Origin of the sequence: Photobacterium sp. WH24 (genome assembly GCF_019204055.1) — a bacterium.
In the GTDB taxonomy this organism is placed as follows: domain Bacteria; phylum Pseudomonadota; class Gammaproteobacteria; order Enterobacterales; family Vibrionaceae; genus Photobacterium; species Photobacterium arenosum.
This window is the reverse complement of the sequence record NZ_JAGSOZ010000018.1, coordinates 23,270-45,186: the sequence shown is the minus strand read 5'-3', so window position 1 is coordinate 45,186 and position 21,917 is coordinate 23,270. Positions and strand designations below refer to the sequence as shown.

Here is a 21,917-nt window from a genome sequence, read left to right as displayed (position 1 = left end):
GTCGTTCTTGGTTTGTATCGGGTGGCGAAGTGTATCGAAATTTCCCCGCTAAGCCCAGCACTGGTCGGTGTTTTAACCATGGGTTTATCCACCTCTGTATTATTCATGCACTATGTTTTCCCACAGTTATACACAGAAACAGTGGATAACTTTAGCAGTTATCAGTAAAACCCATGAAAATTGAATGGGTTAATATCCGAACTGTTGATAATTATTCATTTCTACCCATACACCTGACGGCCCGGCTTTGCGCAATACCCGCTGGTTGCTGCTGCCCCGCCAGATAAGTGACGCATGATGTAATGCCTGAATAAACGGGCCATCAATCATCACGTCAATATAAGATGTCACCCGCCTTTGCTCTGCGGTCAGGTTTTCCATCAGGTACCCGGTCCACAGCCAGATATCTTTATCCGGGCATTCCTGTCTGACCCGTTTCACTAATTGACTGATGCTGACCAGATTAGCCGGATGAAGCGGATCGCCACCAGACAGCGACAAGCCCCGGCGTAAAATACGCGTGTCCTGCAAATCAGCGATGATGGCATCTTCCATTTGCTGATCGAAATACCTGCCGCTGCTAACCGGCCAGGTCGCTTGGTTATAGCAACCCCGGCACTGGTGCTCACAACCTGAGACAAACAAGGTACAGCGTGTGCCCGGGCCGTTGACCACATCGCAGTTATAGTATTGATGAAAGTTCACTCTCACTCCCGGCGTTACATATGTTTGACACGACGACGGACTTCTTCCTGCTTTCCGGTATTGAAAGGCCGGGCATCCGGGCTGCCAAGATAACCGCAGACCCGTCGAATAACAGACACTCTGGCAGGCTCTCCATTGCCGCATGCAGGGCAGGTAAACCCCTTGCTGGTGCAGCAAAACTCCCCCGAAAAGCCACACTCGTAGCATTCATCGATAGGGGTATTTGTCCCGTAATATGGTACCCGGGCATAGCTGTAATCCCACACATTCTCAAGCGCTTCCAGGTTATGCTGCAGATTCGGATACTCGCCGTAGCAGATGAATCCCCCGCTGGACACTGCGGGGTAAGCCATTTCAAAGTCAATTTTGTCGTAAGGATTCACTTTCTTTTCGACATCCAGATGAAAACTGTTGGTGTAGTAACCTTTATCCGTTACCCCTTTAATTTCACCGAACTGTTTTCTGTCCAGCGCACAAAAACGGCTGCACAGGTTTTCACTGGGTGTGGCATACAAACTGAATCCGTAACCGGTTTCCTGCTTCCAGCTGTCCACGGCTTGTCGCAGAAAACGAACGATGGCCAGCGCTTTTTCCTGCCTGTTCTGGCTATCAAAAATATGCACATCACTGCCATACAGTGCATTGACTGTTTCATGTAAGCCAATATAGCCCAGCGAAATTGATGCCCGGCCGTGGCGGAATAAATCGCTGACATCATCTTCAGGGCCAAGCCGTACGCCGCAGGCGCCTTCCATGTACAAAATGGGCGCCACTTTGGCTTTCACACCGTTTAACGATGATATTCGGTACGCCAGTGCTTCTTTGGCGAGCTGTAACCGCACTGACAGTAACCGGTAGAAGACCTCTTCCTGGCCACAGGCTTCCAGCGCAATACGCGGTAAATTCAGGCTGACGACGCCCAGATTACACCGCCCTTCATGCACGATCTTGCCATCGGCTTCAAAACGATCCAGAAAACTGCGGCACCCCATGGGCGTTTTGAACGAGCCCGTCACCGATTCTACCTGTTCGACATTCAGAATATCGGGGTACATGCGTTTTGACGCACACGCCAGCGCAAGCTGCTTGATATCATAATTGCCGTCTTCCGGTTTATGGTTGATGCCGTCTTTAATGGCAAACACCAGTTTGGGGAACACGGCGGTTTTTCTGTTTTTTCCCAGGCCGGCAATGCGGTTTTTCAGCATGGATTCCTGGATAAGACGTGATTCCCAGGACATGCCAAGACCAAAACCAAAAGTGACAAAAGGCGTCTGCCCATTAGCGGTATGCAAGGTATTCACTTCATATTCCAGCGACTGAAAGGCATCAAAGCATTCTTTTTCCGTCCTCTGCCGGGCATATGCTCTGGCATCGGGGATCTCCCATTCCCGGGCAATGTCCAGGTGCTTTTGATAACTTCTGGTGACATAGGGTGCCAATACTTCATCAATACGGTTCACCGTTGTGCCGCCATAAATATGGCTGGCGACCTGGGCGATGATCTGAGCAGTCACCGCTGTTGCCGTTAAGATAGAGCGAGGCGTTGCGATATCGGCATTCCCCATCTTGAAACCCTGGGTCAGCATGGTTTCAAGATCGATCAGCATGCAGTTAAACATGGGGAAGAAAGGAGCATAATCCAGATCATGAAAGTGCAGATCGCCACTGTCGTGCGCATCGGCAATATCCTGAGGCAACAAAAATTGACGGGCATAGTGCTTTGCCACTATCCCCGCCAATAAATCCCGCTGAGTAGGAATGACTCTGCTGTCTTTATTCGCGTTTTCATTCAGCAGTTCAGCATGGGTTTGTCCCATCAGTCCGCGAATATCTTGCAACATCGCTTCCAGCCTGTTGTCGCTGTCCTTGTTCACTGTCACCACACACCCCACAAACACAAAATAAGCACACTGTTTTTAGCACAAGACACAATATGTTGTGCATTAAGCGACAGATGCCGCAGCTTTGCTTTGATCTGAATCAGGAATGCTTAAATGTCGGTTACACTTTGATATGTGTTTCATTTCAGTGCAGGAGAACGTCTGATGGCGGTAAGGTTAACAAGGGTAAACAGAATTCGGCCAGACGTTGGAATGACGTTCATCCTGATCCTCTGTGTCAGTTTTTTCAGTATGTTCAGCTATGCATCAGACAGCCTGTCCTCTTTTGGACGCGAACAGCCACAACGGCAATCACTGACTGTTATGAGCTGGAATCTGGAATGGTTTGGCACGCCCCGGGTACCCCGCACCGATGCCGATTATGCCTATTTTACTGATGTGATCCGCCGGGTCTCACCGGACATTATTGCGTTTCAGGAAGCAGACAGTAAGGAAGCCGTTGAGCGAATCCTGCCCAAAGATCAGTACTCGCTGTATCTTTCCGACCGGCACGGCAAAGCCAGCGAAAGCTTCAGAGACGGCAATCAGTACACTGGCTTTGCTATCCGGCAATCCCTGCCCGTCAGTGACCCGCAAGATATCGCCAGTCTGAATATCCGCACCGCGCCCAAATCAGGCGAACGAGCCAGAAAAGGCCGCCTTCGCTACGGAACGTATGTGATTGTTCATCCTCAGTCAGGCACGCCCATACATCTGCTGAGCGTACATTTAAAATCGGGCTGCTACACCAGCAAGATCAACAGACAGTCTGCGTCCTGCCGTGTCCTGAGCTATCAGGCTGGCGTACTGAAAAACTGGATTGATCAACGTCTGGCAGCTAAAGAATCGTTTTTGATCAGTGGCGACTTTAATCACCGGATGGCAGACAGCGGTGACTGGTTGTATCGTTCCCTGAGCGCCCCTTCTTCAGATCGTCATTCTGTCCATCTGCTGACAAAAGACGTGAACGCCTCGTGCTATGTTCGTCTGAACCGCTCCAAACGCAAGGCAGAATACCGGCGATACACCGCTTTGATCGATCACTTTGTGGCGTCTGCCGACATTGCTGATGTCCTCAGGCAGGGAAAGGTCTATCAGTATCCGTTTTCCCAAAAAGATGTCAGCCGCTTAACGCTGTCGGATCACTGCCCGCTGGTACTGGACATCCCTTTGCTGCCGGGCTCCGGCCTTTAAACAAAGCGGATACTAAGGTCTCGGGCTGATTTGTGGGCGATTGATTTATAGGCGACGAATTTGTGAACAAGAGTCAATGATAGCCAAGCGACTCTGCACATCGCCGCACTGTCATGTTAATGTCATCTCAAACACATAGTGTTTCTGGCAGACAAAACAGAAACCATGATTAGTAGTAAACGATAAGCAGTAAGGAACACAAATGGACAGTATCAACCTGGCAACACTCGTTGTGCCAACCATGGATGAGCTTATGGTTGACCAGCCAGAGTGTGTCTACACCAATACAGATTCAGATGAGCACAACGAAATCATTTTGTTGTCTCACTAAGAACTCATCTCGTTCAAACCGTATATAAACAAACACCCCGCACTTTGGTGCGGGGTGTTTCACTTCCTGCTTACGGATTATTCACGCATAAACGACGAGTTATAGTGACGTACATCAGGCACAATATTGTGCTTGTTCAGTAACCGGTACATGGTTGCACGTGACACACCTAAATCTTTGGCTGCCGAAGCAACCTGACCCCGGTGTGTTTCCAGTACCGCCACCAACACGTCTTTCTCTGCTTCATCCTTAATATTACGCAAACTTTGCTTGAAATTAGCCTTGCTGGGCAAATCAAAATGCTCAGCCCTTACTTCGTTCCCCTCCGCCAGCAACGCTGCCCGTTTGACCTGATTAATCAGCTCACGGACATTGCCCGGCCAACTGTAGCGCAGCAAGAGTTGCTTGGAGTCTTCCGAGAAACTCGATGCCATGGTGCTGTATTCCTTGGCAAACTTCTGCAAAAAGGTTTCTGCTAACAAGAAAATGTCAGAACCACGCTCTCGCAAGGTCGGTACTTTTATGTGGAAGACATTCAGACGATAAAACAATTCTTTGCTGAATTCCCCTTTAGCTACCAAGGCGTCCAGATCTGCGCTGGTTGCCGCAATAATGCGAACATCGCAAGCTGAATCGCCGTCCAGAGAATCATTGCCAGGAGCCTGAATGAAGGACAAGAGTAATTCCTGAAATTCTTTGGTTAACTCTTCCACATTATCCAGCATGATGGTGCCGTTAAAGCCTGTGCCTTCCTCATCAGGCTTTGACACATGCCTGAGGAAGTTCAGCTTTTCATCATCTTTGCTGAGTGCCCCGCAATTAATCGTCACAAAGGGGGCATGTTTGCGTTTGGACAGGTTATGAACAGACTTGGCTATCAGCTCTTTGCCCGTGCCATTCTCCCCGGTAAGAAACACGTTAACTTCTGTTAACGCCACACGACGAACCATGTCACGTAATTGTTTGATCGTTTTTGACTCACCAAACAAGCCCATCTCGTGCTGGGTGGTAATCTCATGCCAGGAACTGGATTCAATATCCAGCATGCCTAGCTGATGACCAACAGTATCCAGCAGATGGCTGCCTGGTACGGGTACAGTGAAATAGTCGACACAAAAGTTATTGATAAACTGACATATTGCATCTGTTTTCAATTGCTCTTTTTTAATCAGAGCAATCCATCTCACTTGTTTGGTTTTATTTGCCCTCAAAGATATGCTGTTTAAGCTAAAATCATTATTGCTTAAATCAACGATACAAATACATGGGCTGAACTCTTCCAGGATTGAATCAACCGTTCTTAAATCATAACAGCACTGGGTTTTCCAACCTGACTGTTCGAGAAGCGCTATCCAAGGCTCGTAGTTACATCCTATTGCCACTAGTCTGCCATTTAGTGCTTTATTTTGACATTGACCTACCATCAGAAGTCACCTTCATTTCAATGCACATTTATTATTAATGTTCATTGAAAATATAGGCAAGAAACCACTGATACGCGTGGTATCAATAGTAAGAATTGTCTTAATAAGCGTCTTCTCACAACATAATAGGCCAATATTCAACAATTTAAGATTCTAGGCATTTCTGGAACTTTTTACGATCGTATACCTGGCTGGATAAAACTGCATACAAAAAAGGTACAGCAGCCTGCTGTACCTTGACACTAACAACACAAATTGGAAGGAAATAACTATCAATACCCTGTATGCAAAATCGCATTCTCAAGTCGGCTTTTCATTACACTATGCTGGATGTATCCGTTAATATCAGCATCAATGTCTATGTTTCTCTCAATACGAATATTGCTGCCATCCAGGCTGTTTTGCACCACCTGCATGATGCTGTTGGGCAATAAACTGGGCCGTTCAAAAGAGTTGTTATCCCCCACCTGCTTCAAAGTGAGCATTTCGCCACTTGAATAGGCTGACCCTGCGGTAGTGGTGAGCATCCCGTTGCTGATGGTGAAATTGGCAATATGCGAGCGTAATATCTCTTCGCCGTTAAGGGCCGTGATAATACTCAGCCCGATGCTTATCAGCGAACCTTCCGCCGAGAACCCACCTCGTATTGCAGACATTTCCGATTGTGTCATGGCAATCATGCCCGAATCATTCAATACCAACAAACTCGATGGCTTGGTGAATGCGTTCGCGGAAGTATTTGCCATGACAGCAGCACCTCCCAGGGTGGCTGCTACAACATAGTAAGATAGCTTGTTCATACTAGCCTCTGCCTTTTAGTAATCGTTTGTACCCGGCAATGTAATACTGAACGTTGACAGCGAGTCCCTTGCGACAGCATCAGATACTGGTGAAGGGTTGTACACACTGTAGTTTTCTTGGGTAATGAAACTTTCGCGCCCCTCTTTCACTTTATTTTTCACCAGCAATACCGAGCCGCGATAATAAGGTTTAAATTCACTGAGCTTCATCACCATAGTGCCACGCGACGGATCGCCCAGAATAATCTGTTCACTGTTGATACCTTTAATCACCACAAAGTGCATATAGCCATCGAAATTGACAATGGTTATGGCGGGCACCCCGAGTGTTTTAAATTTCTCAAGCGGAAGACGATAACCATTGGCATCCAGGCCAACAGACTGCATGTAAGCCTTCATATCGAACATGGAAAATCCCTGTTTCTCTATTTTTTCAGGATCACCATTTGCAAACATCGACTTGAATACCGTATTTTCATTGGTCTCAATGCCGTAGTGATAGGTCATCAGTGAAGCCACCGCCGCAGAGCCGCAACTAAAGTCGTACTGCTGGCGCATGACATCACCAAAGAGCTTCTCCTGATAACTTTGCACTTTTACATTGTATGCGCCTCGGCTTGGGAAATAGTCCAGAGCACTCACGGTTGTGCTGACCATTAATCCTGCCAATGCCAGGGTTGCCAGTTTTATTTTCATCACCACACCCTTCGCTGTTATTAACCTGACGCCGCTCTTATTGTCGTCAGGCAGGAAATCATTCTTATCTATCGGAGATTCTCAAGGCTATTGAAAGGCTCCATAGGTAAAAACAATGAAAGGGCCGCCTTGCGACGGCCCGGTTTGGTTAGTAACTAGCAGAGCCAGACAGTGTAGCGTTGGTGCTGGTAGATTGCTGAACCATAGAGTTATTACCTGCGTTCTGACCAGCAATGCTGATACCAGACGCATCACTAAACGAGTTGACCATAGTGTTATAGTGTTCAACATCAACAGTACCGGCTTTACCGTCACAGCAAGCGCCGCCATAGGTCACTTCGTTTCTAATCACTTCACCATCAATTTCCGAATCAGCGAGTACTTTATCCATGCTGTATGATTTTTTGAAAGTTTTGTCGATTTCTACATCAGACACTTTCTTCACAACCCAGGAATTATCGCTGTTATCTTTAATGGTTTTGGATTTATCATTACCGATATCACGCATATAAAGATCATCGTTATCTTCATTGAAAGAATAATCGATTTCTTTTGATTTGCTGATATCGACAGTCAATGTTTTCTCAACAGTATCATTGAAGCTGCCTTCGATGTTATCTGCATCTGGATAACCATTTGCAAACGCCATAGGCGATGCAATAATCGCTGCTAATAACAACACGTTTGATTTACGCATGATGTTACTCCAATTATGTTCCCCATAACGCATGAGATTTAAATAAATCTCATGCTGGGTAAATGTTATAGATGTTGAAGCAATGATGTTAGCCCTGCGAAACCAAATATCAATTACTAGTAATTTAACATTTAGTTTTATTCCCGGATTAAATAATCCAGCTTAGATACACTAACAGTGTTACTTCAATGTCAGGTTAACCACGGTCGCATTTTGAATTAACACATTATTACCGGTGTTTTGGACTACGTTGAATACCCCTGATGATCCGCTGAAGGCTCCGCCATCAATTACGTTATTACCAGTTGTATTGCCATACGCGCCATTACCCACGACATCACCGTACATATCCGAATCGGCTTGCATGTAGTCAATGTTGAGCTCGTACTGCCCACCTCGAGTCTCATACATTGAACTATCACTCAACGTATCGGAACTTGTTAGAATATCCAACTCATCAGCAACTGCACCCCAAGATAACAGTACAGCTACGGTCAGCGTTAAATATCTCATGACGTCCTCCTGAGAGCTGTCTCTGACACCCCTCAGCTAATGTGTTATTGGCCCAGAAGTACAGCGTTAGTGCTAGCACTTTGTTGAACCAGCGAGTTGTTACCGGCGTTTTGACCTGCCAGGCTGATACCTGAAGCACCGGCAAAGGCACCAGACATATCATTCACATGGGTCACTGTCAGCGAACCGGCATTACCACCGCCGTGATTGCCACCATTACCGTAACCACTGTTACCATAACCACCATGGCCCCAGTCTTTATCATCACAGCAAGCACCGCCGTATGTGACGTCATTACCAATGACTTCACCTTTCAGGTCGGATTTCGCCATGTAGAAGTTTTTATCAATATCGATTTTCCAGGTTTCAGTGTGCTTAAAGTTACTTTCGAAGTGGAACTTTTTGCTGTTATCACTGTTATCTGTGTACTTAAAGCTTTTATCGTTATTGATGTCCTTCATTTTCAGCGTATCGTTGTCCTCATTGAAGCTATCTGTAATGGTTTTATCACTGTCATAAGTCAGCGTGGCTGTCTTAGTGATATCATCATTAAATGAATCAACGATGGATGAATCATTATCACCATAACCACCATTATGACCACCGTAACCACCACCGCCGTAGCTAGGTGCTTGAGGATAGCCACTAGCCAGAGCCAGTGGAGATGCAACTACGACTGCCACTAACAGCGCGAGATTAGATTTACGCATGATTAAGACTCCAAATATGTTGAGTTTTTATTTTATTGCTCTCCCGTGTTGCCACGAGAGATAACTTAATACTAGTTTTCGCCACTTTTTAGTTTGTATTATTTTTAATAAAAACGATGGCAATAAAAAACACGCGCATTCCTTTATTCACCTTGTCTGAGCGTGCTTATTTCTAAGAATGGATTCACCATTCTCATTACTAATAATTGTATTGAGATTAATACTGTTTTTATCAGGATTCAGAAGTAAGACAAAAATAACCTTTTATTGATCACTTTTTATCGGATGCTTGACTATTCTTATGACAAGTCAGTGCAACTGACTGCCATTTTTGGGGTGACCTTTGCAAACAAAGTGAGGATATCGTGAGAAAGTTTAACACACACAGCCTTTTAGCGCTGATAGCGATCTTTTCAACCACGGTTGCTGCAGAGGAATCTACAACAACCCAACAAAAGTCGCGTCAGGTTCAGACAGTTACAGACATTCTGGAAAGGCCAGGGGTACTGACACCGAAAGGGTCTTTCGTTCTTGATTCTTCCTTAACCTATACCCAGAACTCCTCCAATACCGTCTCGGTGGTAGGTTATACCGTACTGCCATCACTCATTGTCGGCCTGATACGGGCCAGTGATATTGACAGAACCACCATGACCTTTGGCCTCACCGGGCGTTACGGGATCACCAACCGGTTAGAAGTCGAAGCCAGAATTCCCTGGGTTTACCGTAACGATTCCATTTCTGAGCGGGATATCAATGGACCTTCCAACAGTCCCACCACTAAAACAGTTGAAGGTAACGATCTGGGTGATATAGAAGCAGCATTTAAGTACCAGTTCAATATGCTCGAAGCTCCCTATTGGATAGGTAGTCTTCGCTTCAAAAGTACCACAGGGAGCTCACCCTATGATGTACCTATTGATAGCACCAATGATTTCAAAGAGTTACCTACAGGCTCAGGCTTTCCAAGCATAGAACCGGGCGTCACTATGATCATGCCACTTGACCCTGCAGTGCTGTTTCTTAATGCCAGCTATATCTGGAACATTAAAGATGACGTCAGCATTCAAATTCCTGCTACGGATGAAGCCCCAAGTACGCAAATCAATACCATTGACTTGGGGGACACCATCTCACTGGGTGCAGGTATGGGTTTTGCCGTCAACCCCAAATTCTCATTCAGCATTGGCCTGAACCACAAAACCATACTGAAATCGAAAGTGAACGGAGGGTATCCTGACGATGCGAAATTACTGCAACTGGATACTATTTCGTTCGGTGCCAACTATGCTGTAAACAGAGAAACCACCATCAACGTAGGCGCAGCAGCGGGGTTAACGGCTGATGCCCCTGATTTCCAATTGACAGTCCGGATACCTTATACGCTGAAATAACTTCAGACTTCTCATCAGAAATGCCAGTCTCTGCTGGCATTTTTTTCGCCAGGCCTTCCCCCCTTTCTTCCCATCCCGCTTTCCACTATGCTTAGAGCAGTTGATTCTGGGCGATCTATAGGGCCGTTTTTCTGAATGTTGCCAATAGCTCCGCCAAGTCAACTGATCATAATAATCAACATCCGAAAACAGGGTCCAACTATGTCCACCACCCCTTTATCCACCGAACAAATTGACACTATTTTGCAGTACGATGCGGAAAAAAGATGTCAATACCTGCTGAAAGAAGTGACCAGTCAGGGGCAGATCTGGATTCTGACCGACGAACACGGCTGTGTCATGTTAAACAGCGAGGATGAAGACTGTGTGCCAATTTGGCCAAATCAGGAGTTCGCACAAGCCTGGGCGACAGGAGACTGGGCCGAATGCAAGCCTGAATCGATTTCAATTAATAAATGGCACAGCCGCTGGACGCCAGGCTTGGAAGACGACGAACTGGCGATTGTCGTGTTTCCAAACCTGGAGCAGGAAGGCATTATCCTGTACCCGGAAGAGCTGGACGACGCGCTAAGACAACAGTCCAAAAAATCAGGTAAACGTTAAGCAATACAACAATAAGCCTGAATTCACTAATAGCTTTTGCATATCCGACGCATGATGCCGGTTATGCAGGGCTGATACGGGGGGATTCCCCCCGTTTTCCCCCCATATAACTGAAGCAGGAGAACAGCATGGATACGCTGCTCGCAACCATCAAGGAATCACCCACGAGCGTTATTTTCGACAACGTTCTGAGTGTCATTGACCAGCACTACGATTACAGGCCGACAGCATTCAGCAACGGTCTGGGCAATGAAACGCTTGCCAACGAAGCGGGCAGCAATGAAGGCTCGTGCCGTATTTTCGCCTTTGCCCAGCAACACAAACTCTCTGAACAGGAAACACTTGCCTGTTTTGGACACCACTATTTTGATGCTGTACTGAATAACCCTGATGGCACAGATCATATGAATATACGGACATTCATGAAATATGGTTGGCGCGGTATTCGCTTTGCCGGCCAGCCGTTAATGCCTAAGCATTCCATTGCGGATTGTTAGTCACCAGAACCAAAACAGGGAGCGCATAGCTCCCTGTTTTATGACCAGATGCCTTATCAGCACCATCGCCTGACATGCTGGCAATACTCCTGATATTGCTGGCCAAAAGCGTGTTTCAGTACCCTTTCCTCTGCCGCAATCTGCACATAATTCATGTAAATGGCAAACACAGGAATCATTATCAGGCTGGAAAAGGCTGACAAATTAAGAAAAACCGCTATCAGTAACAATAGCAACCCCAGGTAAATCGGATTTCTTGATATCCGATAGACGCCAGACGTCACCAGCCGTGTTGTTTTTCGAGGGCTTAGTGCCGTCTTCGCGCGGGCAAAAGCCATGATACCTGCCAGCCCGAAACCAACAGCCAATAAACTGAACACCCATTCTAATAAAAACTTGCCGGGAAAACTGAAACGCCATACCGGAAAATACTGAGCCAGCAAATACATTGCAGCCAGGGTAATTAAAAACACTAAAGGGGGCGTAAGTCTGAATCTCATCTTATATCCCTTAATCACAGTCAACAGCTTGATATGAAAAGTATAAGCACATTTATACGCAAGCAGAAAAGATTGTTTAAAAAATGTTAAACCCCTTAACCTTTCTCTCGATTCACCCAAATGCTACACAGCGAAACCCGGTAAAAATTCAGCTTCTCGCAGTGATTATCACTGACAGCCTGTCTTATCTTGGCTTACAATAGCCGCCATAGTCATTATTCGAGATATACCATGAAAATTTTTGCCGTGGAGCTGAAAGGTAAAGAAGCTAACCTTTGTCTGCTGTCACTGAAACAAGGGATGTTTTCAATTCCTGACTGCCGATCGCAGAAACTGGTGCTAAGCGATGCCTTTGACAACCAACAGATGCGTCAATTTCAGAAAAGCTTCAAAAAACTGGTCGAAGACTACCAGGTGGAGCACATCGTCATTAAAACCCGTGAAACACGTGGCAAGCACGCGGGAAGCGCTGAAAGCTTCAAAATGGAAACCGCTATTCAGCTGATTGACGATCTGGATGTCACTTTTATCAGCAATGCCGATATCAAAGAAAAGCTGAAAAGAAGCCCGTTGTCAGTAGATTTCCGCGGCACAGGATTGCGCCAGTTTCAGGAAAATGCTTTTGTGGCAGGCTACGCCTTTCTGAGCCAGTAAACACAACAGGGAGCCAGACGGCTCCCTGTTAATTTCTGATAGCTGATGTTGATCAAGCCTGAGCATCCAGGCGAAAACCTTTCAATGGCCTGATAACCTCTTCTAACCCTTCAATTTTCATTTCAAGCGTTATCGCCAGCAATCGACCAAGCTCGCCATCCGGGAAACCCTGCTTGGCAAACCAAAGCAGATAAGGTTCAGGTAAATCGATAAGTACCCGACCACTGTACTTACCAAATGGCATTTTCATATTGGCCAGTTTGACCAAATCACGTTTTTCGAACATGGATGCATACCGCTTTGTGTTAACTTGTCTTCAGCTGAAATAGGTGTCAGTCCTTTGCTGTCCAGCCAAAACTGACCAGCTCTTCCTCATTACAGGTTAATGCACCAAGAAAGTCTTGCCCGGCTATCACCTGACCAACTCCTTCGGGTGTCCCGGTCATTACCACGTCGCCATCCTCAAGCGGAATGACCTTCTGCACTTCAGCCAGGATAACTTCCGGTGAGTAAAGCATGAATGTTGTGTCGCTCTTCTGAACCAGGGTGTCATCTATGTGCAGCGATAATCCAAGCGGGGAATCCGAATCAGGTAAAGCGACAAACTCACTGAACAATGCGGCTCCTTCAAACACCTTGCTGCGCTCCCACGGCAAGCCTTTAGCTTTCAGCTTAGACTGCAAATCACGCTTGGTAAGATCCAACCCAAGAGCGGCTGCGCTGAACTGGCCGCCATGATAGAGATACGCAATCTCGGCTTCATAATGCAGCACTTCACCACCATGAGTCGCGTGTAATTCATCTCCAATCGCCGTGTTAGGCTTCATGAAAATGACCATCTCTTCGGGCATTTCATTACCTAGCTCTTCTATATGGGCGGCATAATTTCGCCCTATGCAGATCACTTTTCCCGGCTGAATTTGCTTACCACTGACCGTCACGCTCTTCATAACCACTCCCTGTATTCAATGTGAATATGGCAGAGCATAATGAGCGTGACCGCCAAGGTCAAAATAATTCAGAGGGTTATGATTCAGGCACAAATGCCAGATTCACAAAGACTGGGACACTTGGCAATATTCCATTCAAATTCGCGACTTCTTGTAACGCGGTAATTCCCTTTTCTAAGCCGAATGCTTTAGCATCAATGATAATCGGGCTCTGGCTGCTGACCATCAGCGTGCCGTCAACCAGACGTGTAATTCGTAAATCCGCATTCACCGGATTGATAGCACCATGAAGATTGAGCTTAAGAGACACTTGTTGCGTCAGGGTTTCTCCCGGCTTAAGATCCGCCAGCCCGGTAATGTCAACCTCGCCTTCCAGCATTGCTTTGGGGAAGTCCGACACCTTGAACAGCATCGCTTTCATACGTTCATCACGGATAGGGATTTGCGTGTCCACGCTGGATAAGTCCAGCATCACCTGCACTTCCCCCTGATCAGTGATAGAACCGTCCAGCTCTTTGAAAGCATGTTGCTCAATGACGCTGTTATTTTTCACCGACAGGAAACGCAACTGCGATTGGCTGTTATCCAGCTTCCAGGCAGCTGATGCACAGAGAGGAAATACCGCCAGAGCGACAAAAATAATGTTGCGAACTGATAAAGCCATAACTATCTCCAAAAATACGATTACTTGGATATAATCATAGGCAGTTTCCGTCCATTCCGCGTGTAAAATAACGATGAAGTTACCATTTATCGAGCGAATTCACTTTTTGTCTTGGTTAATGCAATCAATTACTTGCTTGCTTTAGAATGACACCAAAGTCAGGCATTCTCAGTCACAGTTAGCAGCTCATCGCGGATACATTTAAGCAAAAACAGCTCGCGCTCCACAGACAGCCCTTTTTTATCGTTTTTTGCAACCGTTTCTTCGTTGTGAGCAATCGCGTCATGGATATTCATCCAGACAGGTTTCATGCCATTCTGGATTTCATACGATTCCAATTGCGTTTCACCTAACTGACTGTCAATACGGCAAGTGAAGCAGAATGATTTCATATGCATGATATCAAACTCAGGTTTATACCATGGCCGGTACTCTTCGTAGAGACCAAAAGGGACAATGTCACGGATATTGCGGGCGCCGGTTTCTTCTTGCAGCTCGCGAACCAACCCGGCCTCAATATCTTCCCCTTCATCAATACCACCACCGGGTAAGGTGTAGTCGTGATACCTTGCGGTGTACAGCATCAGAATATTGTCACCGTCCAGGATTATTGCTCTGGCTGCTTCACGGTAAAACATCGAACCACTTAAATCAGAGACATCAGGATGAACCGTACGCTTGAGAAGCCGCATAAAAGAGTACTCTTCAGATATAAAAACGGGTCGGCATTGTAACCGACCCGCTGATGATTTCCAGTCACTGCTACCAATTAAAGATCGAGCGAATAATGGTAGAGACTTTATTTTCACAGCCTTGCGACTGACGGCCGTCTTTGTCCCAGACAGGCAACTCAACCTGGCCGATGCAGGCCTGTGTCAAACCGCCTTGCTGGTTAACCTGATAGGCAACATCCGTAATATTCTTCGGTTCCTGCAGCTTGACCGGTTCAGGATCACGACGCTGGATGTAATCCGCATACAGACGCAGCGGGCCTGAGGAGCCTGTCAGTTTGACATTTTTATTGTCATCCCTGCCCATCCACACTGTCACAACTTCACGGCCATCAACGCCTACATACCAGGAGTCCCGGCCTTCATCAGAGGTACCGGTTTTACCGGCCAGCTTCAGTGACGGAAGAATCGAGTCCAGATAACGGGCTGTGCCTTCAGAGACCACTTTCTGCATTGCATACATGGTCAGCCAGGCAGATTGCTTGGAGACCACCTGTTTCGCGGTCGGCAATGCCTGATAAATCATCTCACCATCGCTGTCAGTCACAGCACTCAAGGCTGTCAGTTCGCTGCGACGGCCTTCATTGGCAATGGTCTGGTACATTTGCGTTACTTCATACGGCGACAAAGTAAAGGCGCCCAGTAAGATTGCCGGTACCTGAGGGATCTGACCACGATCAACGCCAAGATCAACCAGAGTATCCACCACGTTGTCTAAACCAACCGACATCCCCAGATTCACTGTAGGTATGTTATAGGAGCGTGCCAGTGCCTGAACCAAAGGCACTTCACCACGAAACTGGCGATCATAATTACGGGGAGACCAGGTTTTCCCTTTTTCATCGGTAAGCGTAAGCGGTTTGTCATCCAGATTACTGGCCAGAGTGAATCGCTCTGGTCGTGCCAACGCCGACAAGTAAACCGCTGGTTTCACAACCGAACCGATCTGACGGCGGGCATCAAGTGCGCGGTTGAACCCTTCAAATTCAGGACGGCTGCCGCCGACCATGGCGCGGATTTCACCGGTCTGGCGATCTGCAACTACCATAGCGGTTTCAAGCTGTTTGCCGTGCTGCTTCTTGAGAGCCGACATTTTTGCCCGCACAACGCCCTCAGCACTGGCCTGGGAAATAGGATCCAGTGTGGTATAAACACGTAAACCCAGACCCGGTTTGTAACCCTGGCTGACACGTTTGTTCAGCTCTTGCTTCAATAAGCTAAAGAATGCTGGCTGCCTGCCGGCGACATGTCCTTTTGGCTGTAAGTCTAAATCTTGCTTGATGGCTTTTTTATACGTCTCATCATCAATCTTCTGAGTATCGTGCAGCAGGCTGAGCACCAGATCCCGGCGCTCTTTCGCACGCTCCGGATAACGCCAGGGATTATAATAAGACGGGCCTTTCACCATGCCGACCAAGAGTGCCTGCTGATCAATGCGCAGTTCTGACAGCGGCAAACCAAAGTAGAAACGGGCACCCAGAGCAAAACCGTGCACCGCATCCGAGCCACTTTGTGCCAGATAAACCTGATTCAGATAGGCATCGAGGATTTCATCTTTGTTGTAGCGATAATCAATGATTAACGCCATATAAGCTTCTTTAAACTTCCGCCACAGACTGCGTTCGCTGGATAGAAACAGGTTTTTCGCCAACTGCTGAGTTAGCGTACTGCCGCCCTGCACGGTGCGTCCCGCTTTCATGTTCGCCAGAAACGCGCGCCCGATAGCAACCACAGACACACCGTCATGGGTATAAAAATCACGGTCTTCCGTTGCGAGCAGTGCATCAATCAGCGTAGAAGGCAGCTCTGATTTCGGTTTGTACAAACGCAGCTCGTTAGAGTCAGTTTCCAGCATACCCAACATTTGCGGTTCAACAGAAAAAATACCGTATTCACGATGCGTGTTCGCATCGGCAACACGTTTAACCGAACTGTAGTTAAACTCAGCAATCACATGACGTGCTTGTTGGGGACCACTGCGTGACTGAAAGGGACGACGAATGAATTCCACTTTCAGGCGGCTGGTGCTGTACTCACCCACCCGGGTCGGCTTGCTGACTTTGCGGTAGTTCAAGGCTTTCAGCTCTTTCACTAAATCTTCATATCGCACCTGTGCTCCAGGTTCCAGCACCAACTCGCGGGCATATACCACAGAGGGTAGCTGCCAAAGCTGACCGGCAAATTTATCCGCTATCTGTTTATTAAGCGTCCAGCCCAGCCCACCTAAGGCAATCAGGCTGCCAACCAGAATAAGGGCAAGCAGAATTTTCCACTTGCTGCGGCGTGGTGGCTCGCCCCCATCAGAATTCTTACCCGGCAAATATCGGGCTGAAGTATGGGCAGATTGTTGTTCAGACTCTGTCATTACCTTCATCTTCGCTAACTGCTGAATATGCACACTCAGCATAATTTGATTACTTTGTGGCATGCAAGATAGCTAAATTTTGCTCATTTTTTGTCAATCCTGTGTCAACTAAATGACGCCAGACCGCATGTATAAAGGGCTTCACGGCTGTAACTGAATGACAGCGGTAGTAATTCTTCACATCATCACGCAAAATACAGGCCATTAGACATTGCAGCCTTACCGGAGAAAGAGAGCGATGCAACGGGATTACACATTAAACTGTCTGCTCACTATGCCCCGCCACGAATTGGAAGAGTTCAGCCAACGCATCCTCAGCCGTATGGTCCCTGAGGATGTCATGGAAGAGTTGTTCACCTTTGAGCCGGAGGAAACCCAGACTGCTGACCGCCAGCGTGCTGCCCAGTTTGACGCCATGCTCCGAATGTCAGCGATAGCTTTAGGGGAAGTGTCTTCCGCCTTTTCCGGCTCTGAACAGGCAAAACAGAATACCGAGAGAATGACACGGCTGCTGCTCTGGCATTTTTATGCCATGGCTTTCCAGATGGAAGAAGTCGTCACTCTGGAGCAACATTGCCAGGAAGTAGAGAAACTGCTGAAGAACGCACCGTCAGACACCTTCGGCTGGATTACAGCACTGACAGAGCTGCTGCACCGTTATGCCAGCCTGAGCGGACACACGTCAGACTCATAGCCTGCCAGGCCAGTCATTGGCGTAAGCTGCAACCTGTATCGCACCTTACTTTGTGCCACAGCTATCAATAAAAACGCCAGCGGCAAAGCTGGCGTTCTTCCCCAGACAACAGCAAATAATTACCTGTCGGTCAGACCCGTCAAGCTGTTCTGATGACGATGCACCAGTTCGTCCATACTGCTTTGAGCACGCTGATAGGCATGCTCCAGAGTGTCGATCTGATCAATGACCTCAACCACCTCGTAGTAGCATTTCAGCTTAGGCTCTGTTCCTGAAGGGCGGACGACCACTCTGGCATCATCTTCCAGGAAATAAATCAGCACATCACTGGCGGGCAAATCGATCGTCTCAACTGAACCATCGGCGTTATAACGTGTGGAGGATTTCAGATCATCAATACGCACAACATTGCGCCCGGCAATTTCCTCAGGCGGTTGCTGACGCAGGGTGTCGCCGATTGGCGGGGAATTCGGTGACAGAGCAATGCTGACCTGTGAATTGAGATACAGACCGTGTTCGCGATAAATGGCTTCGAGCTGATCCCACACGGTGCGACCTTGTAAAGCCAATTCAGCCGTCATTTGTGCAAACGCCAGCATCGCGGATAAACCGTCTTTATCCCACACCATATCGCCCACGGTATAACCGAGTGCTTCTTCATACGCAAACAAGAAACAGCTGTCTTCACGCTGCTTCTCCATCGCAATATTGGTCAGCCATTTAAAGCCAGTGAGTGTCTGGTAGTAATCAGCACCGACACGCGACGCCACTTTTTGCAACAGGCTGGAAGAGACAATAGTGGTGCCGACAAGGCTTGTTTCAGGATTCGCTCTGGTCAGCAGATAGTGCCCCAGTAAGACACCAACCTGATCGCCGGTCAGCATTTTATACTGACCTTCAGAGGTGCGAACCGCCACCGCAAAACGATCAGCGTCCGGATCGTTAGCACATGCGAGCGTCGCTTGGTGTTTCTCCGCTTCCGCAATAACCAGATCCATGGCGCCCGGCTCTTCTGGGTTAGGAAAATTTACCGTCGGGAACGTCCCGTCCGGCTCTCGCTGAGCGGCGACACTGTATACGTGAGTAAATCCGGCGTCCGCGAGCAGAGTTTCTGCCATTTGTGCGCCCACGCCATGCATCGCTGTGTAAGCGATGCTGACCGCATCGGGTTTGGCATGATTTTGCAGTAATGCACTTTGTTTAATCGATGCTCTGTAATCGTTATAAAATTCATCATCCAGCCAAACCAGTAACCCCTGATTGCCGGCGTCATTGAGATCCATCAGATCAAGTGGCTGCAGCGCTGCTTGGTCGATGGCGGCAGCAATCCCTTTATCGTGAGGGGGAATAATTTGTGCGCCATTGCCCCAGTACACTTTAAACCCGTTGTAAGCCGGCGGGTTATGGCTGGCTGTCACGACAATACCTGCGGCCGCCTTTAAAGCTGTGACACCGTAAGCCACCAGCGGGGTTGGCGCGACCGTGACCGTCAGGTAAACCTTGATGCCCTGCGCCGTTAATACTGATGCAGCATCATGGGCAAAGGTTTTTGAATCTGGCCGGCCATCATAACCAATAACAACGCCTTGCTGGGTCGCCTGAGGCACGGTTTGCTGTAAATACTGCCCCAGCCCGGTCGCCGTTTCCTGAATAACCAACCTGTTCATCCGGTTGGGGCCAGCACCCACTATGCCCCTTAAACCCGCGGTACCAAAGGCGAGACGACCAGAGAAGCGTTCGGTCAGTTCCTGTTCATTACCGGCATCAATCAGGTTCTGTAACTCGTCCCGGGTGGCAGGGTCCGGATCTCTTTTTAACCAGCGTGTTATCAACTCTTTCATTCTCTGTCTTCCTAATTGCAGGGTCTGAAAACAAAATATCACAAATGATAGTTATTCGCATTTTAACTGCTTTTGATGTTAACTGTCTGCGCGATATTCATACCGTCCCGGCATCAAAAAGATAGCATCGCCATGGCGAAGAATAACCAGGAAATAGTCGGAATGGCATCACTCTGTCTGACAAGTATAGAGGGATACACAGCTGATGGTGTCAGATTTAAGCGAATGATAAAAAAGAAAAAAGCGGCAGCCTGAATGGCATACCGCTTTAGCTTGGAGAAAACACTTTAACTGAAGCTTAGCGCTGGAACGGGTAAACCGATCCCAAAGCCAGAATCTGGGTCAGTTCATCCAGTGCAGCACGGGATTCATCCAGTAACTGAGGATCAGCCAGATCAGCTTCAACCATCTGATCACGATAATGCTTGTCAACCCACTGATTCAGTCGGCCGTATAAACCATCATTCATCAGGGTTGAAGGATTCACTGCACGTACTTCCTGATCATTAAGCACAACACGTAAACGCAAGCACGCAGGGCCACCGCCGTTGGCCATACTTTGTTTCAGGTCATACACTTTTACCTGATCAATACCGCGTTGGTCTGCCATCAACTGCTCAACATAACGCCAGACATTATCGTTCTTGCGACATTCTTCCGGCAGAACCAACAGAGTTTCACCGTTAGGTGTTTCGATCAGCTGAGAGTTAAACAGGTAACTGGTTACAGCATCATCAACAGACACAGCGCTGGTAGGGACTTCAATAATGTTGAAGCCTTCGCCCATTTTCTCTTTCAGAGAGCGGTAAGTGCCCTGCTGATCTAAAAATGCCTGCTGGTGGCAGAACAGGATATTCTTGTTACCCACTGCGATCACGTCGTTGTGGAATACACCCTGGTCGATCACATCCGGGTTTTGCTGCGCTATCACCACTTTAGCCGGATCCAGCTGATGCAAACGGGCAACCGCTTCGCACGCTTCAAACGTATGGCGGGCCGGGAACACTTTTGGTGCCGGGTGGCGGGTATCGAAAGCGTGACGGCCAAAGACGAAAAACTCAACGCCGTGCTCACCGTATTCGTTGCAGAAACGGGTATGGTTCGCCGCGCCTTCATCACCAAAATGTTCTACCGCTGGCAGTGCCGAGTGGTGAGAGAAGTATTCAGGATCGGCAAAGGTGCTGCGCAAAATGCGGCCTGTTACTTCATGCTCAATGGAGCGGTGAAACTTATTGGTCAGGTTTGCCGGTGTGAAATGGATCTTGCCGTCGGCGGTATCTGCCGATGGCGACACAGTGGCTGCATTCGCGGTCCACATACTGGACGCCGAACAACACGCAGCCAGCACTTTAGGCGCTTGTTTCGCAGCCTGTTCAATAATTGACTTGTCGCTGCCTGTGAAACCCAGGCGGCGCAGAGTGTGGACGTCTGGACGCTCTTGCGGTGCCAGCACACCCTGCAACATACCCATGTCGGCCAGGGCCTTCATTTTGTCCAGGCCTTGCTTGGCAGCTTGTTTCGGATTAGATGGCGCCGCCTGATTTTTGGCAGACGCAACATTACCATACGACAGACCACTGTAGTTGTGCGTAGGCCCTACCAATCCGTCAAAATTCGCTTCACGTGCTTTCATAGACTTTCCATCTCAGTTTATCTCGGGCTAAAGATAACAAAGCTTTTACATTAGCAACAAGATCCAGATAAATGTCTAACCAAATGTTATAAATTAGATATTATCACCAATTTGCAGCATGGCTATTCATCGCTCTGGCGTCGTTTGGTGTTGTGAAAGCCCCGGTAAACAGACGCAGCGTTTACAGCCGGTGTGTCTGTGCTTTGCAGGTACTTTTCAGATGACAGTGAAATGGGATCAGGTAAAACAGGGCGTGCAGTCACTTACCCGGCTCAACTTCCCCCTCTGTGAGCAGCCCCCCTTAAGCGACAACCGTTTTCACGTGATCCATGTACAAAACTGGCGCAAATCCATACGGTCAGCCGTTCATTGCTTTAAAAGCATAGACTGTCTGTGGCAGGACAGCATTCAGCCACAAGCCATCTTGCTGGGGCAGGA

General features: G+C 47.8%; 22 protein-coding genes and 1 pseudogene. 7 read left to right on the top strand and 16 right to left on the bottom strand.

Translation table 11 applies throughout. The features are described 5' to 3' along the window. Window positions 1-189 precede the first annotated feature (189 nt). A complete protein-coding gene (nrdG, locus tag KCG43_RS17885) occupies window positions 190-705 on the bottom strand; it encodes an anaerobic ribonucleoside-triphosphate reductase-activating protein (protein ID WP_192014189.1) in 516 nt (171 codons plus the stop codon). Between the two features lie 14 nt (window positions 706-719). Next, window positions 720-2,543 (bottom strand): annotated as a pseudogene (nrdD, locus tag KCG43_RS17880) (anaerobic ribonucleoside-triphosphate reductase); the annotation flags it as partial. Window positions 2,544-2,801: 258 nt separating this feature from the next. Here nrdD and KCG43_RS17875 point away from each other — a divergent pair. Then, window positions 2,802-3,782 carry an endonuclease/exonuclease/phosphatase family protein gene (locus tag KCG43_RS17875; RefSeq protein WP_218386612.1) on the top strand — a complete coding sequence of 327 codons (981 nt, stop codon included), beginning with the start codon at window positions 2,802-2,804 and terminating at the stop codon, window positions 3,780-3,782. Window positions 3,783-3,984: 202 nt separating this feature from the next. Beyond that, a complete protein-coding gene (locus tag KCG43_RS21465) occupies window positions 3,985-4,113 on the top strand; it encodes a hypothetical protein (protein WP_255558089.1) in 129 nt (42 codons plus the stop codon). Window positions 4,114-4,190: 77 nt separating this feature from the next. On the opposite strand, the gene KCG43_RS17870 is transcribed toward KCG43_RS21465, so the two are convergent. From KCG43_RS17870 to KCG43_RS17845, 6 genes are all read right to left on the bottom strand, one after another. Then, window positions 4,191-5,537 carry a VpsR-related response regulator gene (locus KCG43_RS17870; protein ID WP_192014193.1) on the bottom strand — a complete coding sequence of 449 codons (1,347 nt, stop codon included), beginning with the start codon at window positions 5,535-5,537 and terminating at the stop codon, window positions 4,191-4,193. 272 nt (window positions 5,538-5,809) lie between these two features. Next, window positions 5,810-6,337: a hypothetical protein gene (locus KCG43_RS17865; RefSeq protein WP_192014195.1), complete on the bottom strand. Its 528-nt coding sequence runs from the start codon at window positions 6,335-6,337 to the stop codon at window positions 5,810-5,812. A 15-nt stretch (window positions 6,338-6,352) separates the two neighbouring features. Further along, window positions 6,353-7,033 carry a C39 family peptidase gene (locus KCG43_RS17860; RefSeq protein ID WP_192014197.1) on the bottom strand — a complete coding sequence of 227 codons (681 nt, stop codon included), beginning with the start codon at window positions 7,031-7,033 and terminating at the stop codon, window positions 6,353-6,355. A gap of 148 nt (window positions 7,034-7,181) precedes the next feature. After that, window positions 7,182-7,730, bottom strand: a complete 549-nt coding sequence (locus tag KCG43_RS17855; RefSeq protein WP_192014199.1) for a hypothetical protein — start codon at window positions 7,728-7,730, stop codon at window positions 7,182-7,184. A gap of 180 nt (window positions 7,731-7,910) precedes the next feature. Next, a complete protein-coding gene (locus KCG43_RS17850; protein ID WP_192014201.1) occupies window positions 7,911-8,243 on the bottom strand; it encodes a carbon storage regulator in 333 nt (110 codons plus the stop codon). Between the two features lie 44 nt (window positions 8,244-8,287). Further along, window positions 8,288-8,953, bottom strand: a complete 666-nt coding sequence (locus KCG43_RS17845) for a hypothetical protein (RefSeq protein ID WP_218386610.1) — start codon at window positions 8,951-8,953, stop codon at window positions 8,288-8,290. A 365-nt stretch (window positions 8,954-9,318) separates the two neighbouring features. On the opposite strand from KCG43_RS17845, the gene KCG43_RS17840 reads away from it, so the two are divergent. The 3 genes from KCG43_RS17840 to KCG43_RS17830 all read left to right on the top strand — a co-directional run bounded on the left by KCG43_RS17840 (window position 9,319) and on the right by KCG43_RS17830 (window position 11,447). Further along, window positions 9,319-10,347 (top strand): transporter, encoded by a 1,029-nt coding sequence (locus tag KCG43_RS17840; RefSeq protein WP_192014205.1) that lies wholly within the window; start codon window positions 9,319-9,321, stop codon window positions 10,345-10,347. Between the two features lie 201 nt (window positions 10,348-10,548). Further along, complete coding sequence (locus tag KCG43_RS17835; RefSeq protein ID WP_192014207.1) at window positions 10,549-10,950, top strand: DUF2750 domain-containing protein; 402 nt, start codon at window positions 10,549-10,551, stop codon at window positions 10,948-10,950. A 128-nt stretch (window positions 10,951-11,078) separates the two neighbouring features. Continuing rightward, a complete protein-coding gene (locus KCG43_RS17830; RefSeq protein WP_192014209.1) occupies window positions 11,079-11,447 on the top strand; it encodes a HopJ type III effector protein in 369 nt (122 codons plus the stop codon). A gap of 56 nt (window positions 11,448-11,503) precedes the next feature. On the opposite strand, the gene KCG43_RS17825 is transcribed toward KCG43_RS17830, so the two are convergent. Then, window positions 11,504-11,947 (bottom strand): isoprenylcysteine carboxylmethyltransferase family protein, encoded by a 444-nt coding sequence (locus tag KCG43_RS17825; protein ID WP_218386608.1) that lies wholly within the window; start codon window positions 11,945-11,947, stop codon window positions 11,504-11,506. 231 nt (window positions 11,948-12,178) lie between these two features. Here KCG43_RS17825 and KCG43_RS17820 point away from each other — a divergent pair, with 231 nt between their 5' ends. Next, window positions 12,179-12,601 carry a DUF3010 family protein gene (locus KCG43_RS17820; RefSeq protein WP_218386605.1) on the top strand — a complete coding sequence of 141 codons (423 nt, stop codon included), beginning with the start codon at window positions 12,179-12,181 and terminating at the stop codon, window positions 12,599-12,601. A 52-nt stretch (window positions 12,602-12,653) separates the two neighbouring features. On the opposite strand, the gene KCG43_RS17815 is transcribed toward KCG43_RS17820, so the two are convergent. From KCG43_RS17815 to mrcB, 5 genes are all read right to left on the bottom strand, one after another. After that, entirely contained in the window at window positions 12,654-12,887 is a 234-nt protein-coding gene (locus KCG43_RS17815) for a DUF3820 family protein (RefSeq protein ID WP_192014215.1), read from the bottom strand. Window positions 12,888-12,933: 46 nt separating this feature from the next. After that, window positions 12,934-13,551 carry a fumarylacetoacetate hydrolase family protein gene (locus KCG43_RS17810; protein WP_218386603.1) on the bottom strand — a complete coding sequence of 206 codons (618 nt, stop codon included), beginning with the start codon at window positions 13,549-13,551 and terminating at the stop codon, window positions 12,934-12,936. A gap of 76 nt (window positions 13,552-13,627) precedes the next feature. Next, window positions 13,628-14,215, bottom strand: a complete 588-nt coding sequence (locus KCG43_RS17805) for a YceI family protein (RefSeq protein WP_192014219.1) — start codon at window positions 14,213-14,215, stop codon at window positions 13,628-13,630. A gap of 158 nt (window positions 14,216-14,373) precedes the next feature. Further along, complete coding sequence (locus tag KCG43_RS17800; protein ID WP_192014221.1) at window positions 14,374-14,907, bottom strand: NUDIX hydrolase; 534 nt, start codon at window positions 14,905-14,907, stop codon at window positions 14,374-14,376. A 70-nt stretch (window positions 14,908-14,977) separates the two neighbouring features. Beyond that, complete coding sequence (mrcB, locus tag KCG43_RS17795; protein ID WP_192014223.1) at window positions 14,978-17,353, bottom strand: penicillin-binding protein 1B; 2,376 nt, start codon at window positions 17,351-17,353, stop codon at window positions 14,978-14,980. A gap of 196 nt (window positions 17,354-17,549) precedes the next feature. Between mrcB and KCG43_RS17790 the strand changes: the two genes are divergently transcribed. Continuing rightward, window positions 17,550-18,005 carry an exoribonuclease R gene (locus KCG43_RS17790; RefSeq protein ID WP_218386601.1) on the top strand — a complete coding sequence of 152 codons (456 nt, stop codon included), beginning with the start codon at window positions 17,550-17,552 and terminating at the stop codon, window positions 18,003-18,005. 119 nt (window positions 18,006-18,124) lie between these two features. Here KCG43_RS17790 and KCG43_RS17785 read toward each other — a convergent pair whose 3' ends face one another. Both KCG43_RS17785 and astB read right to left on the bottom strand, forming a co-directional pair. Beyond that, window positions 18,125-19,846 carry a phospho-sugar mutase gene (locus tag KCG43_RS17785; RefSeq protein ID WP_218386599.1) on the bottom strand — a complete coding sequence of 574 codons (1,722 nt, stop codon included), beginning with the start codon at window positions 19,844-19,846 and terminating at the stop codon, window positions 18,125-18,127. Between the two features lie 298 nt (window positions 19,847-20,144). Continuing rightward, window positions 20,145-21,479 (bottom strand): N-succinylarginine dihydrolase, encoded by a 1,335-nt coding sequence (gene astB, locus KCG43_RS17780; RefSeq protein WP_192014229.1) that lies wholly within the window; start codon window positions 21,477-21,479, stop codon window positions 20,145-20,147. Window positions 21,480-21,917 lie beyond the last annotated feature (438 nt).

Bases quoted from the DNA above. Each gene is read 5' to 3' on its own strand.
- KCG43_RS17875 (WP_218386612.1), top strand. From the start codon at position 2,802: ATGACGTTCATCCTGATCCTCTGTGTCAGTTTTTTCAGTATGTTCAGC.
- KCG43_RS21465 (WP_255558089.1), top strand. From the start codon at position 3,985: ATGGACAGTATCAACCTGGCAACACTCGTTGTGCCAACCATGGATGAG.
- KCG43_RS17870 (WP_192014193.1), bottom strand. From the start codon at position 5,537: ATGGTAGGTCAATGTCAAAATAAAGCACTAAATGGCAGACTAGTGGCA.
- KCG43_RS17865 (WP_192014195.1), bottom strand. From the start codon at position 6,337: ATGAACAAGCTATCTTACTATGTTGTAGCAGCCACCCTGGGAGGTGCT.
- KCG43_RS17860 (WP_192014197.1), bottom strand. From the start codon at position 7,033: ATGAAAATAAAACTGGCAACCCTGGCATTGGCAGGATTAATGGTCAGC.
- KCG43_RS17855 (WP_192014199.1), bottom strand. From the start codon at position 7,730: ATGCGTAAATCAAACGTGTTGTTATTAGCAGCGATTATTGCATCGCCT.
- KCG43_RS17850 (WP_192014201.1), bottom strand. From the start codon at position 8,243: ATGAGATATTTAACGCTGACCGTAGCTGTACTGTTATCTTGGGGTGCA.
- KCG43_RS17845 (WP_218386610.1), bottom strand. From the start codon at position 8,953: ATGCGTAAATCTAATCTCGCGCTGTTAGTGGCAGTCGTAGTTGCATCT.
- KCG43_RS17835 (WP_192014207.1), top strand. From the start codon at position 10,549: ATGTCCACCACCCCTTTATCCACCGAACAAATTGACACTATTTTGCAG.
- KCG43_RS17830 (WP_192014209.1), top strand. From the start codon at position 11,079: ATGGATACGCTGCTCGCAACCATCAAGGAATCACCCACGAGCGTTATT.
- KCG43_RS17825 (WP_218386608.1), bottom strand. From the start codon at position 11,947: ATGAGATTCAGACTTACGCCCCCTTTAGTGTTTTTAATTACCCTGGCT.
- KCG43_RS17820 (WP_218386605.1), top strand. From the start codon at position 12,179: ATGAAAATTTTTGCCGTGGAGCTGAAAGGTAAAGAAGCTAACCTTTGT.
- KCG43_RS17815 (WP_192014215.1), bottom strand. From the start codon at position 12,887: ATGTTCGAAAAACGTGATTTGGTCAAACTGGCCAATATGAAAATGCCA.
- KCG43_RS17810 (WP_218386603.1), bottom strand. From the start codon at position 13,551: ATGAAGAGCGTGACGGTCAGTGGTAAGCAAATTCAGCCGGGAAAAGTG.
- KCG43_RS17805 (WP_192014219.1), bottom strand. From the start codon at position 14,215: ATGGCTTTATCAGTTCGCAACATTATTTTTGTCGCTCTGGCGGTATTT.
- KCG43_RS17800 (WP_192014221.1), bottom strand. From the start codon at position 14,907: ATGCGGCTTCTCAAGCGTACGGTTCATCCTGATGTCTCTGATTTAAGT.
- mrcB (WP_192014223.1), bottom strand. From the start codon at position 17,353: ATGCTGAGTGTGCATATTCAGCAGTTAGCGAAGATGAAGGTAATGACA.
- KCG43_RS17790 (WP_218386601.1), top strand. From the start codon at position 17,550: ATGCAACGGGATTACACATTAAACTGTCTGCTCACTATGCCCCGCCAC.
- KCG43_RS17785 (WP_218386599.1), bottom strand. From the start codon at position 19,846: ATGAAAGAGTTGATAACACGCTGGTTAAAAAGAGATCCGGACCCTGCC.
- astB (WP_192014229.1), bottom strand. From the start codon at position 21,479: ATGAAAGCACGTGAAGCGAATTTTGACGGATTGGTAGGGCCTACGCAC.